The organism is bacterium (genome assembly GCA_013360215.1).
Lineage (GTDB): Bacteria > CLD3 > CLD3 > SB21 > SB21 > JABWCP01.
The window spans coordinates 15,624-32,945 of the sequence record JABWCP010000032.1 but is presented as its reverse complement, the minus strand read 5'-3'; the positions used below and the strand labels follow the sequence as shown (position 1 = coordinate 32,945).

General features: G+C 46.8%; 10 protein-coding genes. 5 read left to right on the top strand and 5 right to left on the bottom strand.

Annotation, left to right across the window (positions count from 1 at the left end; all coding sequences use genetic code 11):
* Window positions 1–335 precede the first annotated feature (335 nt).
* Window positions 336–833 carry a transcriptional repressor gene (locus HUU58_14290; GenBank protein NUN46843.1) on the top strand — a complete coding sequence of 166 codons (498 nt, stop codon included), beginning with the start codon at window positions 336–338 and terminating at the stop codon, window positions 831–833.
* Window positions 834–842: 9 nt separating this feature from the next.
* Here HUU58_14290 and HUU58_14285 read toward each other — a convergent pair whose 3' ends face one another.
* The 5 genes from HUU58_14285 to HUU58_14265 form a co-directional block, all read right to left on the bottom strand.
* Window positions 843–1,919: a peptidoglycan bridge formation glycyltransferase FemA/FemB family protein gene (locus HUU58_14285; GenBank protein ID NUN46842.1), complete on the bottom strand. Its 1,077-nt coding sequence runs from the start codon at window positions 1,917–1,919 to the stop codon at window positions 843–845.
* 7 nt (window positions 1,920–1,926) lie between these two features.
* The gene (locus HUU58_14280) at window positions 1,927–2,328 is read right to left on the bottom strand and encodes a DUF393 domain-containing protein (GenBank protein ID NUN46841.1); all 402 of its coding nucleotides are present in this window, start codon (window positions 2,326–2,328) and stop codon (window positions 1,927–1,929) included.
* A complete protein-coding gene (carB, locus tag HUU58_14275; protein ID NUN46840.1) occupies window positions 2,325–4,130 on the bottom strand; it encodes a carbamoyl-phosphate synthase large subunit in 1,806 nt (601 codons plus the stop codon). Before carB ends, HUU58_14280 begins: the two co-directional genes overlap by 4 nt.
* A gap of 174 nt (window positions 4,131–4,304) precedes the next feature.
* A complete protein-coding gene (locus tag HUU58_14270) occupies window positions 4,305–4,847 on the bottom strand; it encodes a hypothetical protein (protein NUN46839.1) in 543 nt (180 codons plus the stop codon).
* A 20-nt stretch (window positions 4,848–4,867) separates the two neighbouring features.
* Window positions 4,868–13,123 carry a tandem-95 repeat protein gene (locus tag HUU58_14265; protein ID NUN46838.1) on the bottom strand — a complete coding sequence of 2,752 codons (8,256 nt, stop codon included), beginning with the start codon at window positions 13,121–13,123 and terminating at the stop codon, window positions 4,868–4,870.
* A gap of 348 nt (window positions 13,124–13,471) precedes the next feature.
* Here HUU58_14265 and HUU58_14260 point away from each other — a divergent pair, with 348 nt between their 5' ends.
* The 4 genes from HUU58_14260 to nosZ all read left to right on the top strand — a co-directional run bounded on the left by HUU58_14260 (window position 13,472) and on the right by nosZ (window position 17,309).
* On the top strand, window positions 13,472–13,936 hold the full coding sequence (locus tag HUU58_14260; GenBank protein ID NUN46837.1) for an Rrf2 family transcriptional regulator: 465 nt from the start codon (window positions 13,472–13,474) through the stop codon (window positions 13,934–13,936).
* Between the two features lie 63 nt (window positions 13,937–13,999).
* Window positions 14,000–14,746 (top strand): iron-sulfur cluster repair di-iron protein, encoded by a 747-nt coding sequence (gene ric, locus HUU58_14255; protein ID NUN46836.1) that lies wholly within the window; start codon window positions 14,000–14,002, stop codon window positions 14,744–14,746.
* Between the two features lie 25 nt (window positions 14,747–14,771).
* Entirely contained in the window at window positions 14,772–15,275 is a 504-nt protein-coding gene (locus tag HUU58_14250) for a cytochrome c (protein ID NUN46835.1), read from the top strand.
* A 69-nt stretch (window positions 15,276–15,344) separates the two neighbouring features.
* Window positions 15,345–17,309, top strand: a complete 1,965-nt coding sequence (gene nosZ, locus HUU58_14245) for a Sec-dependent nitrous-oxide reductase (GenBank protein ID NUN46834.1) — start codon at window positions 15,345–15,347, stop codon at window positions 17,307–17,309.
* Window positions 17,310–17,322: the final 13 nt, after the last annotated feature.

The window sequence follows — 17,322 nt, the reverse complement described above, 5'->3', positions numbered from 1 at the left end:
GAAAATTGCTACGCTTCCTACATTCAATCTCGACCTGCTCTGGAAATTCAAACTTGAAAACAACAGCCAAAGGGGGTATGATCTTATTCAGTATCCCTAAATTTTAAGATAAAATCGTCTCACGGGGTCTTAAAAAATCGGCAACACGTTCATTTTTTTACCCGATGACGCTTTGAAAGGCCTCGTATCCAAAAATTGTAGAGCCAGTAATAAGCGGAAAAAACCACGAACCGGTATTGAACTATTGCGGAAAAATTATTATAAAAGGGTATGTTACGGGTATAATATCAAACGCGATACGAGAATCAGACAAGAAAGCGTCATTCATCGTGCATATGACAGAAGAACCTAAAAAAGACGAAATTCACAAAGCGTTTCGTTCCTACCTGATTTCGCATTCATTAAAAGCTACGCCCGAACGTTTCGCGATCTTAGATGAGATATACGCTACCAATTTCCATTTTGATGCCGATGACATCTTAATGCGGATGCGAAAAAAAAATAGCATGGCTTCGCGTGCAACGATATATCGGACCTTAGAGCTTCTAGAAAAATGCGGATTGATACGCAAAGCCAAGTTAGGCGATACCAAAGCGTATTATGAACATACTTACGGGCGCCACCACCATGAGCACATGAAGTGTACGTCGTGCGGTCGCGTGATCGAATTTGAATCGGAAGAGATCGAAAAATTACAGGATGTGATTTGCCGTCAATATAATTTCAAAATGACGCATCATATTTTGCATCTATTCGGTATCTGTGAAGAGTGTCAACAATCGCCGGATCGCAAGCCCAAACAAACCAAACTTTCCGAACTCACCGTTAAATAAAACGTTTTTTTAATCCCCGACCGAAGATTTTATTTTTCCGGTTTTCAAAAATCGAATGGCGGTTTTGAATGCCACGGTAGCTTTTTCAAAGACAAAATACCAAAATCGGTTAAAGACCAATTCGTACGTACCCATCCAGCGCGTCTCCGTTTCGTTGAATCCTTTTTTAAAACGGTACACACCCCACAGCGGGCTGGTTTCTGTCGGATTGGCCGGAACACCCCAGAAATCGTATGTCGTCAACCCGTGCTCTTTAGCCCAAAGAATCGCGCGCCAATGCAATAAATGATTAGGCATAAGGTTGCGATGCTCATTGGATGAAGCGCCGTATAAATAAACCATGCGTTTTCCGAAGGTAGTCAAAATCACAGCGCCTAAAGGTTTACCGTCGTACTTGGCAACAAACACAGTACTTAAGCTGCTATCGGAAAGTGTTTTATGTAAGTGTTGGAAATACGAACGCCGAAGTATCATAAATTTGTCCCGCGCACTGGTGATCTCAAATAAATCGTAAAAGATATCAATGCCGGCGGAGGAATTCATCTCTTCAACCGTAACGCCTTTTTTTTCCGCTAATTTGATATTGTATCGTGTCTTGTGATGAAAGGATTTGAGCAGATCGTCTTCACCGGGGCGAATATCGAGAAGAATCGTACCGCGCGGTTGGATATTCTCCGGGTTTCTTGAAAATCCTGCATTTTGAAAAACAGATAAGATCGACGTGTCGGTTTCTTCGATTTCAGGATCACATCGCAATGCAAAAACATTTTCTTTCTTAGCTAAAGCGCGGACACCGTCGGCGAATGTTTTTAGAAGTGCGGCGTTTAATTCTCTAAAAAGCGGTCCGCGCGGTGCATAAAATATGGCGCGACCGACAAGCGGCATTTGGCGTTTGAGTATCAGTGCCGCAAGGATAATCTGGCCGGTCTCATCAGTAACCGCCGTATAAAACGGTTGCCATAAACCGCGTTTTACCTCACCCCATTCGTAACTTTGTAAAACGGACGAACCGTCAACCGATGATGCGAAAATGTTCCATCGTTCACGTACGGCAGGATTATGGGCAGGTAATACTTCAAATCGCATGTATGACTCAAGGTAGAAATAATAGACGTTCTTCGACCGACGGTATCCTGCATGTTGGGCGACGCCCCCACCACCGGTAACGATGGCGTGCGATGACCGTATAGAGTGCGTCACGCAAAAAACGTGGGACTATAAAAAACACGATCGCCATATTCCACGGCCAACCCATCAAACGGGCAATATTGATAACGGCCGTAGAATGTGTGAATATTTGTTCTTTGTGAAATAAAACCAAAGTCGAAAGCGAGGATCGTATTTCCGCTGGTAGATGTGATGCCGCCGTTTCGCCTTGCAGGGAAGCATACCGAATGCGATGCGGTGTGTCGTGCCTGATTATAAAATCCACAGCATGATTGCACAAATTACATACCCCATCAAAAAAAACGATCGGCCCGGAGTCCGGCTTCATACCAGCGCCATATGATGTTCTTGGATGCTGCGTACATCGAGTTTTTGTTCTTTGATGGCGCGCAATCCTTTGACAAGCCCCAGAGCGCCCGGCAAAGTCGTGATCATCGGTATTTTGTACAGCATGGCCGCTTCGCCGATGTAGCGTTCGTCTAATTTTGCGGCTTTGCCCGTCGGTGTATTGATGACGATATGAATTTCTTTGTTTTTGATGCGGTCAACGACGTTGGGCCGGCCTTCATGAATTTTGAATACATGTTTACATTCGATGCCTGATTGTTCCAGAACTTTGCCCGTGCCTTCGGTGGCATAAATCGTGAATCCCAGATCCATGAATTCTTTGGCAATCAGAGAAATTTTAGATTTGTCCCGGTCGTTGACAGTGACAAAAACTCCGCCCGACGTAGGCATTTGCATACCGGCGGCAATGTGCGCTTTAGCTAAGGCTTGAGGAAAAGTTTCGGCAATTCCCATTACCTCGCCGGTGGAACGCATTTCCGGGCTCAGGTACATGCGAATACCGGGGAACTTGGCAAAAGGAAAGACCGGATCTTTGACGGAGGTAAACGGCGGAATAATTTCGTTTGTGTAATTTAATGATTCTAACGTTTTTCCAACCATCACTTTCGCGGCTAGTTTAGCCAAGGGTACGCCGATCGCTTTACTGACAAAGGGTACGGTACGTGAAGCACGCGGATTAACTTCCAATACATATACTTCTTCACCTTTGAGTGCGTATTGGATATTGATCAGTCCGATGACATTCAATTCGCGTGCGAGCTGAACTGTGTAGGCTCTCAGTTTGGCCAGTACTTCGTCCGAAGCCGAATACGGCGGTAGAACGCAGGAGCTGTCACCGGAATGAATGCCGGCTTCTTCGATATGCTGCATGATGCCGCCGATCACTACGGTTTTTCCGTCGGAAATGGCATCCACGTCAAATTCGTACGCGTCTACCAGAAATTTATCTACGAGAATCGGATGCTCCGGCGACACGTTGATGGCTCGTGCCATGTAGTTTTCCAGTGCGGTATCATCATAAACGATTTCCATAGCACGACCGCCGAGAACATACGAAGGCCGGACTAATACGGGGTAGCCGATGCGATGGGCGATCGTGCGGGCATCTTCAAACGAAGACGCCGTGCCGTAATCCGGGCATTTGATGTTTAGACGATTGAGTAAGGCGCCGAATTTTTTACGGTCTTCGGCAACATCAATATCTTCCGGTGATGTACCAAGAATTTTTACACCGGCTTGCATCAGAGGTATGGCCAACTTGAGCGGCGTCTGTCCGCCAAACTGCACTATCACACCGTCGGGCTTTTCGGATTCGATAATATTCATCACATCTTCAAATGTCAGCGGCTCAAAATACAAACGATCCGATGTATCGTAATCCGTGCTTACAGTTTCCGGATTGCAGTTGACCATGATAACTTCGTAACCTTCTTCCTGCAATGCATATACACCGTGTACACAACAATAGTCAAACTCGATACCTTGTCCGATACGGTTGGGTCCGCCGCCAAGTATGATCACTTTCTTTTTATCCGACGGCGCGTTTTCTGTTTCCTGATCGTAGGTGGAATAAAAGTAAGGGGTCTCCGCTTCAAATTCTGCTGCGCAGGTATCTACGGTTTTGTATACGGGAAACACCTTCAATTCGTGCCGCAACCGGCGAACGGTTTTTTCGTCCGTTTCCCAGATGTGTGCCAACTGACGATCGGAAAATCCTTTTTGTTTGGCTTCGATCAGAAGCGCGCGGGAGATTTTTTGGATCAATATTTCAAGAGATGTCAAGGGGTACCTGCTTTTAGTTAGACCGGCGCAAACTAAAGATAACGAGCCTTCATTTCAAGGGATTTTATAATCTGTGCGGAATGAGCCGATAGGGCGTATCATAGAAAAAAAACCGGTAATTTGGGCCCGAGGGTTGATCTCCAAAGCATCAAATTACCGGTTTCTAAAATAATATTACAGTTCGTTCGACAGGGATTCTAGTTTATTCAGAATATCCGCAGGGTTGGCGGAATTGAAATCCGGGCTTATTTTTTGAATCTCCTGAAGACTCAGGGCGTATTGTCCAAGATGATAATAACAATAGGCGCGCTGCCAGATCATATCTTTATAGTCCACGTCGGTATCATGTGAAAAAACAAAATTAGCATCCTGCCTGAGTACGACCGCTGATTTTTCAAGAGCCTTTTGAAAATCTTCCGACAATACGTTGGCTGATGACCAACCGGCGTAAATTTCCGGATTGGAATCCGATGATGCAAAAGCGAACGCGATACGCGCTTCCGAAATCGAATCCAGTCGTAGATAAGACCACCCGAGTCCGTTGTAAGCATCGGTGCTTCCGCTGGTCGCGGCATTCATAAATGCCGAACGGGCTTCCAGAAAATCGCCGCTTTCAAATAATTGCCATCCGCGTTCGACTTGTGTTGCCGGATCTTCTTCGCATGCGATCAAAAACGAGAGAAGCGCCAGCGTTAATCCTAATTTTATGCGTTGCATAGACATGTATCCTTAAATTTTTATTTCAAAAACATCATTTTCTTTGTTACGACATGACCTTGTATTTCAAGACGATACAGGTACACGCCGCTGGATACGGCATGACCGGATTCGTTGCGTCCGTTCCATACGATAGTATGATATCCGGCGGTCACGTGCTGCTGCACCAAAGTTTTTACTTTTTGTCCGAGAAGATTATACACCGTCAAACGCAGCATGCCGTTTTCAGGTAATCCGAAACGAATCGTCGTGGACGGGTTAAACGGGTTGGGGTAGTTTTGCAATAACTCAACATGATCCGGAATGATCGTGTGAGCCGGATTATACCGGGCCATGATTTTACCCGATTTGTTCCATGACGTCGTCACGGATCCGTTTTTCCCTTGACCGCCGATATAAACCCATTGCCCGTTTTCTTCAGTATAAATTCCGATCAATCGCTCATCCACTTCACCGGCAAAAATACGATGTAAGTTCGAAATCGCATCTTCACTGTAAGTGAGGGTTAGTTTGCCTTTGACATCCGCCGTAACGATCATTTCGTAAACGGGACTGACCGCTTCGTCCGTGTACAAGGAGGCGCTTGTATTTTTATTCATTTGCCCGGCGTCTGCGTCTTCACGCGTGATAGCGGTCATACCTTCGGACATCGCCGTGCCTGACCAAACAATACCGTCGGAAACTGTAGCGAATGGTTTATTGCGTGCAAGTACATCTACGGTATAATTACGCTGTGCGACGGTAACGTTACCTACCATATCCGTTCCCGTAACAGCAATCTTAAGAGTTCCGGATTGCCGGATCACATAGTTGGTATAATAAGTAGGTTCGGTATGCGCTGTTAATTTTTCAAACGTATCATTGTGTGCAGAAATTAAATTGCCGTTTTCTGAAAGTTCAAACTGGCCGGCAGGGTTCCCGTTTAGCTGTTTGGTGCTGCGCACATATAGACCTACGTGCAGAGGGCTTACAGTATTGGCCAGAACGCCGATTTGAAAAACGGCCTTGCGGGCATCGGTGCTAAAACTTGTTGCCGGTCCGATCACTACGCCGCCATGATTATCATCGGCTTTGATGCGCCAGAAGAGTACGGCTGTCGTATCCATGTCGGCCGAAGCGGTCACAACGGTGTCGGTGCTTTGCTGAGTTAAAATCACATCGCTGAAGGCGTTGTCACGCGCAACGGTTAATGTGTAGACGATCGCATCGCCGTCAATATCTTTCGAAGTGTGCCAATTAAATGTCGGGCGCAGGTTATTGGTCAACACCGACGGACCGGGCTGCAAAGGTAAAGCCGCCGCGGGCGCATCGTTCATAGGCGTCACCGTCAGTACCAATGTGTCATGCACAGTAAAAAATCCATCCGAAGCGGTTACTTTGACGGATGCGGCACCGTTGAAATCCTGTACGGATATGAAATAAAGACTATCGTTGACGGTTTGCACGCCGATCTGGCCTTGGAGCACTTGCGCTGAATACGTGAGCGTCATATTATCTACATCGCTGAAGAATTGCGATACAACGCGGTAAGGCATCTTTCCAAAGTCTTCAGGAAGTGATGTGTCCGGCAATGCGGCAAGACGATAAGGCGCGTTATTCACACCGGTGACCGCGATCCGGATCGTATCAGAAACTTGATATTCTCCGTCCGTTGCAAAAATTCGTACGTACGCATCTCCGTTGAAATACGGTGTGCTGTGGACATAGAGTGTATCACCGCTTATGCTACCTGTAACTCCGGCTATCAGTGCTTCACTGCCGTATGACAAAGATACATTATCTATATCAGAAAAAATGCCGGTCAATTGGTATAAAGCAGTTTTACCGAAATCTTCTGCAAGACTTGTATCGCGCATCGGGTGGGAAAGCGTCGGGCTATCGTTAACATTTTGTATGGCGATAGCCATCGTGTCTGTAGTTGTATATTCACCATCTCCCGCTGTTAACTTAATTGCGACCGAGCCGAAAAAGTCGGATTGGCTTTGGATGTACAGCGTATCATGACCTGTTTCGACACTTACACCGGGAGTTAGTGCTGTAGCAGCAAATGTCAACGTAGCATTATCGTAATCCTGAAAATACGGGCTAAGTGTACGTATCCAAGTATAACCGAAATCTTCGAGGATCGTTGTATCCGGAACGGAGGTCACTACATACGGAGCGTTATTCACATTGCTTATTTGTACCGTCGTCGTGTCTGAAATTGTAAATTGCCCGTCGGTCGCATATAAACGAATTTGAGAGGTTCCATAAAAACGAGAGGTACTGTAAAGTTTTATGGTGTCTCCAAACACAGCGGCATTTACTCCGGCACTCAAAACTTCAACGCCGTATGTCAACGCATTGTCTATGTCGGCAAAATAAGTTCCGGCGTTGCCGTAAGTCCATATACCGAAATCCTCATTCAAAACGATATCCGGTGCGGATGCCGCCATGTACGGCGCGTCATTGGTATTGGTCAAAACAATCTGCATCGTATCAAGAGATGCCAATGATCCGTCGGTGGCTGTGATTTCTATTTCGACGATTCCATAGTAATCCGCATCACTGAGCACGTACAAACTGTCTTGATGGATCTGCGTTTTTAGTCCGTTTTGTAAAGCACGTGCCGCATATTGTAGAGATACATTATCAATATCCGAGAAATGCGAGGAAAGCGTTACTAAAAAGACTTTTCCAAAATCTTCTTGTAAAACCGTGTCGCGCAACGCATTGGCGACATAGGGCGAATTATTGATATTGTTTACGGTTACGGTGATCGTGTCGGCCGCGGAGGTTTGTCCGTCGTCGGCGGACACGCGAATCTGTCCGGATCCATATACGGCAGGCTCACTGATAAGGTAAAGCGAGTCACCTGAAACTTGCGCCTGGACTACGGAGGGCGTCAATGAAGTAACTGAATACGCGAGCGTGCTATTGTCTATATCGCTGAAAATTTGTTTGAGGTCGGTTACGAAGTACTTTTCAAAATCTTCATCCACATCCGTATCCGACAACGGCGTTGCAACAAACGGTGCGTCATTTACATTGTTAATAGTAACGGTGAGTGTATCATAGGCTGATAAGGAGGCGTCTTTGGTTCGTACAACCAAACTATATACACCGTTACTGTCCGGGCGACTTGTGATGGAAAGCGTGTCACCGCTGATCATCGCATCAAATGATGATGGATTGTTGATAACAGCGTAACTCAGCGAAGCGTCGTCGTTGTCACTGAAATGCTGGCTAAGTTTCGCAATATAGGTTTTGGAAAATTCTTCTTGTACCGAAATATCGGAAATATTAACGGTGCGATAAGGCCCGTCATTAAGCGGGGATACGGTAACGGTAAATGTGTCGCTGACCGACAAAGCGCCATCGGAAGCGGTTGCGCGAATAATCAGATCTCCGTTAAAATCCGTACTGCTCTGAATATACAAACTGTCTTTGCCTGATGGGATTGCTGTTGTTGCATTTCCCGATAAGACCGTTGCCGTATAAGTGAGCGTCGCATTGTCTACATCAGAAAACACCGTACCAAGTTGTCGGACAAATACGTGGCCGAAGTCTTCGCTGAAAGCGGTGTCACGTAAAGCGGTTACGCGAACCGGGCCGTCATTTACGTTAGCGATATTGACTGTAAAAGTATCGGCCAGTGTATACGATCCGTCGCTTGCGGCCCAGCGGATGGTTGCCGCGCCGTAATAATCGGCTTGGGAAATTAGTGAAATCGAATCGGTTGATATCTGAACTTGTATAGTGCCGCTTAATACGTACGCATTGTAGGTTAATGAAGCATTGTCTACATCCGAGACATGCGTACTCAGTTTGCGATAAAAAACTTTTCCGAAATCTTCCAAGAGACTGGTATCCGCGACGGTTTTAGAAAACACGGGTGCATCGTTGACAGGTTTGATGCTGATCTGAAATGTATCCGCTACACTAAGTGCGCCGTCCGTAGCGCTTACCCGAATCGCCGCAGTGCCGTTGGCATTCAGTGTTCCGGTTGCATACAAACTGTCATTTGAAACAACAACCGATGCACCGCCCGACAATACGGATGCCGCATACGTCAATGAGGGATGATCGGCGTCCAGAAAAACTGACGATAAACGGCGAACTAAAGTTTTTGGAAAATCCTCATTGTAGGTCGTATCACGTAAGGCTGAAATAATTTTAGGTCCGTCGTTTACGGGATTGACAGTAACCGTAAATTGCGTCTGGACGGAATATTGACCGTCGCTTGCTGTGACGCGGAGAGTGTCTCCGCCGGATGAGTCCACAGAGGAAAGAATGTATAATGAATCATTGCTGATCATGGCGGTTACATCATTGTCACCCGGTAATACGGAAACGCTGTAGGATAACGCGTTACCATCTATATCCGAAAACACCGTAGTTAAAAGGCGGACAAAGTTTTTTCCGAAGTCTTCGCTGACCGTCACATTGTTGATGGCGGAAGTGACCGTAGGCGCCGTATTCACATTGGTTACATTGACACGAAACGTATCGGCTGCGGTAAACATGCCGTCGCTAGCCGTGACGCGAATACTATCCACGCCGTTGGAGTCTTTACTGCTCAATACATACAAGCTGTCGTTGCTTATAAAACCGAAAACATCCTGATCTTTGGAGATCGTGGAGACACCATAGGTCGGTGAACTATTATCAATATCCGTGAAAACGAGAGATAGTTTTTGTACCAATACTTTGTTGAAGTTTTCGGCATACGTTTTATCTACGATCGGGTTGGATCGCATCGGCGGATCATTGACGGGTGATTGGGTAACGCGAAACGATGTTTCGACCGTATTGGCACTCTCGCTGAAATAATCACTGAGTTTTCCCAATCCGTCACGTGAGGAACCGTCGCTAGCCAGGATAGAGATGGTAGATTGACCGTAAAAATCAGGACTGCTTGCGACATACAAACTGTCGTGCTGTATCACCGCGCCGATCGCGCCGCCGGTAACCGTTGCGCGGAAGGCGATCGAATCATTATCGATATCCTGAAAAATATTCGATAATTTACGGATGAAAACCAATCCGCTAAAATCTTCGGGCAACGTGGTGTCGGCAATCGTTTGCGATAATACCACTACGTCGTTGACGGGTGTTACAGTCACATTGATCGTATCATAGACGCTAAAAGATCCGTCTGTCGCTGAAATTCGTAAATTAGCATTGCCGTTAAAATCTTGCTGACCGCTCAGGTACAGTGAATCGTTGGACACATAAGCTGAGACCCCGCTGTTTAGTGCGGTAACGCCAAAGGAAAGAACGGGATTATCAATATCTGTAAAATAACCGCTGAGTTTTGATGCAAAAAAAGACTGTTCATCTTCGGCGATTTTAGGATCTGGTATCAGCGCGGAGCGGTATGGAAGATCATTCACCGGCGCCAAAGTAACAATGAGTGTATCACTGGTAAAAAAAGTTCCGTCATTGGCCGTCACGACGACGGGATATTGGCCGACGGAATCAGAAACCGTGCTGACTTTGAGTGTACTGCCCGCCACGCTGACCGTGATACCGCCGCCTTTGAGTACGGATGCCGAATAGCTTAAAGGTTGTATATCGGAAAAATTTCCGTTGAGGTTAGAATTGGCCACAAGTCCGCTGCCTTGATCTTCTGAAAAATTTACGTCGGGAATCGGTACGCTCACTACGGGCGGCTGATTGATGTCTATGGCAAACGTGGCGGCCGAAGCCGGTTGTGTGTTGCCCCAAACCACAAGGCCGTAGGTATCCGTCATGGGCGCCGTAAATGTCATAGATTCATTGCCTGCGCCGGCTACATCGGCGAGCATGGCCTGCGAACCGCGTGGAAAATAATTATTACCTGTTGACGGTTGGAATAACGCCATTCCGGCATCGAAGGCATTGGTCAGAAAATCCAATTTGATTTTGTAAGTGCGTCCGCCGACCAGGGGCACATTGTATACTTTAGCGATAGCCGTGGTACCCCAGCTGATCGTACCGGAATTACCTTCGACGGGTAGGGTTTCGTTGGTGCCTTCCCATTCGATCGCATAAGGGCCTTTGCCGCTGTTTTGTACGGCTTTTGTGAAATAGGTTTTAAGCGGGGCGTGTCCGGCACGAAAATCGCCCGCGATAAACTCTACAGCGCCTGTTCCCAACGTGCTTTGAGCCAAAAGATTGTTGTAATCGGAAGCGCCGTGCAATTCTAAATCAAAATCTTCGAAAGACTGCGGCCGTAATGCGATGACGCCCCATCCGGAGACGGATTGATTGAACGCGTAAAGCCCGGGAGAACTGCTGGCGGAAACGGGTGTCGCACTGGTCATAAGCGGTTGGGCGATGTCAATGCGGACGCTTCCGGCGGATGTGGTATCATTGCTCCAAACGACAATACCGTAATGATCGAGTGTGCCTAATGCGCCGCTCGGTGTATAGGAAAACGATTCGCCTCCCCCGTTCCCGTTCACATCGGCGATCGCGGCCGCTCCGGAGCGGCCAAAATAAAATGATTCCGTAGTAGACGAAGAGCGGAATATCGCCATGCCGAGATTGGGTGTACCGCCGCTTACGCTCAGATTAAATGTATAATTGATTCCGGACACCAATTGTACATCCCATATTTTTACGACATCCGTTTTGGCCCAGGCGTAGCCGGTATTTGTTCCGGGCGCCGTTAACGATTCATTACCGCCTTCCCATTGCGTGGTATAATTTACGCGACTCGGATTCAAGGGATCGTCCGTGCTGACGTAGTAAATGCCTTTGGCCGTGTGATGCTGATCGCCGACGACAAAATCCACCTGGCCTGTGCCGGCTGTATTGCTGGTCGCTAAAGGCGTGGTGTACGTATGATTATTATACAAAACGATATCGGTATTCGCGTTGGATGGCGGGCGCACGCCGACTACGGACCATGCGGCATTTTGTTGATCGAAGGCATAATGTTTGATGCCTTGCCCGTACACGTTGGAAGCGGCGAGAATTTCCTGATTGAACGACAAATCAAAAGAACCGGCGGTAGCCGTATTGCTGTAAACGACCAATGCATACCATCCGGAAACCGGCGCGGTGAGTATGATCTCTTCGTTCAGTCCGGCGCCATTGGCATCGGCCGATTGCAGTGCGGCCGATCGCGCTTGGGAACTCAGTGAACCATTGGGTTTGAAAAGAAGAAGGCCTGCATCCACACTACCTGAAACGGTATGCAATTTAATGCGGTATTTAGCACCTTGCGCCATGGACAGGTTATACACTTTAGCGACCGTGTTAGCGTTCCATGACGTCGTCGTATAACTTCCCAAACCGATATATCCGCTGGATTCGTCCCACTCCAAAGTATATTGTGAAGTGCCTCCGGTGCGATCCACCTTAGGATAACGGAAGTAACCTTGTGTGATGGTATCATTTTCAGTGGCAATAATTTCGACACCCGAGGCTAATGCGCTTTGCGCAGCTAAAGTCGTATAGGACGAATTGGTATAAAGCGAGAGATTGTCATTGGCGCCGCTACCTGAGCGTAAGGCGACAACGGACCAATTGGTATTTGTTTGATAATATGAAAATTGACCCGGCGAAGCCGCGCTGGATAGCGGGTTATTGGTGGCCAATGTTGATACCGTAATGTCGTAGGTTCCGCTTGTGCCGTAATTATCATTGGACCATACGACGAAGCCGTAATAATCCGTAACGCTCGGTGTATAGGAAAAGTATTCGTCCGTACCGCTGGCGGCAATATCGGATGTGGCGGCAGCCGAACTGCGGCCTGCATAATAGGCGGCAGCATTGGATTTGTAAAGCGATATGCCATAATCCTGAAGACCGGAAAGTGTGCGGAGCTTAAATGTATAAGTCACACCGGCCTGCAGATACACGTCCCAAACTTTGACGATTTCGTTGGATGTCCAGGATAGTGTACCGCTATTGGATGGAACACCTAATGTATGTGCGCCGCTCTCATATTCGACGTAGTACGTACCTGCGCCGCTATAGTCTTTGAGGCGAACGTATTGTGCACCCGTAGGTGAATGGTTATAATCGGCTACGATGAAATCTACTTTGCCGGTACCCAGTGTACTACTGGCGAGTATAGGACTGAAATTGGTGTTGGCGCTAAGTTCGATGTCAAAGTCGGATGTTGATGGCGGCCGGATACCCACCACACTCCAGTAACTAACCGATTGGTTGTAGGAGTAGGTGGCTGTTTGGCCGGCGGCCGTAAAATTACCGGACTGTGTAATACCGCCGGTAAGCGCAGTTTGTGAATACATATCGCTTGCAAAAAAAATCAAAGCGATCATCGTGAGCAAGGTTTTCATAATTACCTCAAAAGCATGCTAAAAACATGACGTTATGTGAACGGTGAAAGGTTCCCTCAAACAGAGGTATAATTGTTTATTTTTAATCAAATTTAGGGTACGTCTACTCGGCACAATATCGTGTGATTTAGCTCACAAATGAGGCTACATAAGTGTGTAGGTTTTAGAAAAAAATTTCGAAAATTCGTCAATAAAATGACGCCACCCCCGAATTTTTTTATTTTCAAAAAAAAATTGAAAAACCATACCAAAATACTTGACAAATGAGGTCGAATACCTTATTTTAAGACAAAAGACTCTGAAATACAGGAATAGAGCAAAGATTTATCCGGAAAAGAAAATATTACCATGCTACTAACTAAAAGTTGTTTATACGGAATTCGTGCCGCGATGTATGTGGCGTCTCTTGGTCATAAAGAATATGTGCCGATTCAGCAGATTTCTGAAAACCTCAATATATCATTTCACTTCTTGACCAAGATTTTACAGCAGCTAACGGAAAATAATATCATGATATCCTACCGCGGACCCAAAGGCGGAGTGGCCTTGGCGCGCGACCCCAAAGATATTTCACTTACGGATATTGTCGAAGCCATAGACGGTCCTAATATTTTTGATCAATGTATTTTTGGATTGCCCGGCTGTGGCAATCTTGCGCCTTGCCCCTTGCATAGTGAATGGGCCAAACACCGTGAGAAGATAAATGCGATGTTTGAAAATGCTACACTCAATACACTGGCGGATAAAATCAATACGTTCAATTTCCGAATCGCCGACGAAGGATATGAGGAAGAAAAAAAACAACCGAAGTGAAGCGGGGAATTTTTTTATTCATATTAAAGATAAAATACTCTTAAATCTTCTAAAGGATTAAAAATGAAATCATTTGAAGACATGCCTCTTGGTCAAATCGTATTGGAATACCCTCGTTCAGCCGAAATTCTCGAACACTATCGTTTGGATTTTTGTTGTGGCGGGAAAAAAATTTTATCCGACGCTTGCCGTGATAAAGATATCGCGCTGGCGGATGTATGCCGTGATATCGAAAAAGCTATTCAATCACCCTCTCAAGGTCAACAACCTAAGCCGATCCATGAACAACCAGCGGGATTTATAGTCGAATATATTCAAAGCAATCATCATACCTACATGCGCCACGCGATTCCACTGATCGAACGTCACCTTAATAAAGTGGCACAGGTTCATGGCGATCACCATCCGGAAATGGTAACCGTTCGTGAAGCGTTTGAAGCGCTATCATCCGAGCTCAAATTGCATTTGCAAAAAGAAGAAGTGATTCTTTTTCCCTACGTCTGCGAATTGGAAAATTACATCACGCATCACGCGCCGATCCGTCCCAATGGGTTTGGCACCGTGCTCAATCCGATCCATGTCATGGAACATGAACATGCGTTTGCGGGACAGCAGATGGAAAAAATCCGCACGTTGACGGCCGATTACCATGTTCCTGTGGATGCTTGTACGACCTACCGTCTGCTTCTGCATGAGTTGCAAGAGTTTGAACAAGACCTTCATAAACATGTGCACCTCGAAAACAATGTTTTGTTTCCCAAGGCCGTCATGATGGAAAAACAAATTTTCGACAAAACCACACACAATTAATTCATAAACCTCAAAGGAAAATATCATGAAATCCTATGTGTTAGCGCTCGCCATTTTCGCGGCCGCCATATCTATGACAGCTTGCGGTTCATCCAATGAAGAAGCCAAAGCTTCTTGGGGAGAAGCCGCCAATAAACCTGCCAAACCGGACCCGTATGCCGGATTGACGGCATTTGAAAAAGAACACGGTATCGGCCCGGTCAAAGAGGAACTGAAATTGGAAGCCATCAATACGACACTGGTCAAAAAGGGCGAAAAAGCCTTTGAAACCAAGTGCTACGCCTGCCATCGTTTGGATACCAAACTGGTCGGCCCGCCGCTCCAGGATGTACTCAAAATCCGAAAACCGGAATACGTGATGAATATGATGCTCAATCCGGAAGGTATGATCAAGAATCATCCGGATGCCAAAAAATTATTCGCACAATTTTTGATTCCGATGGCCAATCAGAATCTCACGATGGACGAATGCCGTGCCATCTTAGAGTATCTGCGCCATGCTAATGAAAACGCGAAAAAACCTTCGTGATGATTTCGATGGCTTATACCATCGTTTACATAAAACAAAAAAACGATCTGAGTGATCGAGGAGGCTCTTATGTTCCGAAAACCATCCGCACGCATAGTTTATGCGTCGTTGGTTGTGCTCGCATTAGCCGCGGTCTGGATCGGGTGCCCTGCAAAAAAAGAGGCAACGATCGGTAGCGGTGATGCCGCATCCAAAGTGTTTGTTCCACCCGGAAGTTATGATGAGTTCTATGCATTTCTCTCCGGCGGCTTTAGTGGTCAGGTGTCTGTCTATGGTCTGCCAAGCGGTCGCCTTTTCAAAACGATCCCTGTTTTTGCCGTAAACCCTGAAAACGGCTGGGGCTTCAATGAAGAAACCAAAGGTATGCTTCAGACGACGGACGGCTTCATTCCCTGGGACGACAGCCACCATCCTGAATTATCCATGACCGACGGTACTCCGGACGGACGTTGGCTTTTTATCAATGCCAATAATTCGCCGCGTATCGCGCGTATTGATTTGGGTACATTCCGTACCGAAGAAATCATCGAAATTCCCAATAGCGGCGGCAGCCACGCTTCGCCGTTCACGACGATCAATACGGAGTACGTCGTATCGGCGACACGTTTTAGCGTGCCGACACCGCAAGCCGACGTAGCGATCAATTCGTACAAACAAAATTTCAAAGGCGCGATTTCATTTGTCAAAGTTGATCCTAAAGAAGGCCACATGGATCTCGCGTTCCAGATACTGGTGCCGGGTTTCAACTATGATCTGAGCCATGCCGGTAAAGGTCCGTCTCATGGATGGTTCTTCTTCTCCACGTACAATACGGAACAAGCGCATACGTTGCTTGAAGTCAATGCCAGCCAGAATGATAAAGATTTCATCATGGCGGTAAACTGGAAGAAAGCCGAAGAATATATCAAACAGGGCAAAGCGAAACCTTGGGCTTCGGAATATTATATCAACCGTTATGATGACAATAAGCACACCACGATTTCCGAAAAGAAAAAACAAGTGATGATGCTGGATCCCAAAGATTGTCCCGATATGTTGTATCTGATGCCTTGCCCGAAATCTCCGCATGGCGCTGACGTGGATCCGTCCGGCGAATACATCGTCGGTGGCGGAAAGCTGGCTACAGTTATTCCCGTATTTTCTTTCAGCAAGATGATCAAAGCCATCGAAGGCAAAGCGTTTGACGGCGATCGCGATGGTATTCCTGTTCTCAAATACGATGCCGTATTGGCCGGTGAAGTACAAGAACCGGGCCTCGGACCGCTCCATACCGAATTTGACGGTAAAGGTTATGCGTATACGTCCCACTTCGTATCATCGGAAGTTGTCAAATGGAAACTCGGTACGTGGGAAGTCGTTGACCGCATGCCGACCTACTATTCGATCGGTCACCTCATGATCCCCGGCGGCGACAGTAAACAACCGTGGGGCAAATATGTATTGGCGATGAATAAAATCACCAAAGACCGTTATCTTCCGACGGGTCCGGAGCTCACGCAATCCGCTCAGTTGATCGATATAAGCGGCGACAAAATGCGCATGTTGTCGGATTTCCCGACGATAGGCGAACCGCACTATGCTCAAGGTATTGCGGCGGATCTCGTTCGCAAACATGAAGTCAAAATTTTTGACATCAATAAAAACGAACATAAGTATGCGACCAAGAGCGAAAAAGATGCCAAAGTCGTTCGTGAAGGCAAAGAAGTGCATGTGTATATGACCGCTTCGCGCTCTCACTTTGCGCCGGACAATATCGAAGGCGTCAAGGTCGGTGATGTGGTTTATTTCCATGTAACCAATCTCGAACAAGATTGGGATGTGCCGCACGGATTTGCCATCAAAGGCAATAACAATGCGGAACTTCTGATCATGCCCGGTGAAACCGCTACCGTACGTTGGGAACCGAAGACACCCGGCGTTTATCCGATGTATTGCACGGATTTCTGCTCCGCATTGCATCAGGAAATGCAAGGTTACGTTCGCGTTTCGGCTGCCGGTTCCAATACCGCGCTGACATTTAGCACAGGTAAATAAGTTTGAATTTTGG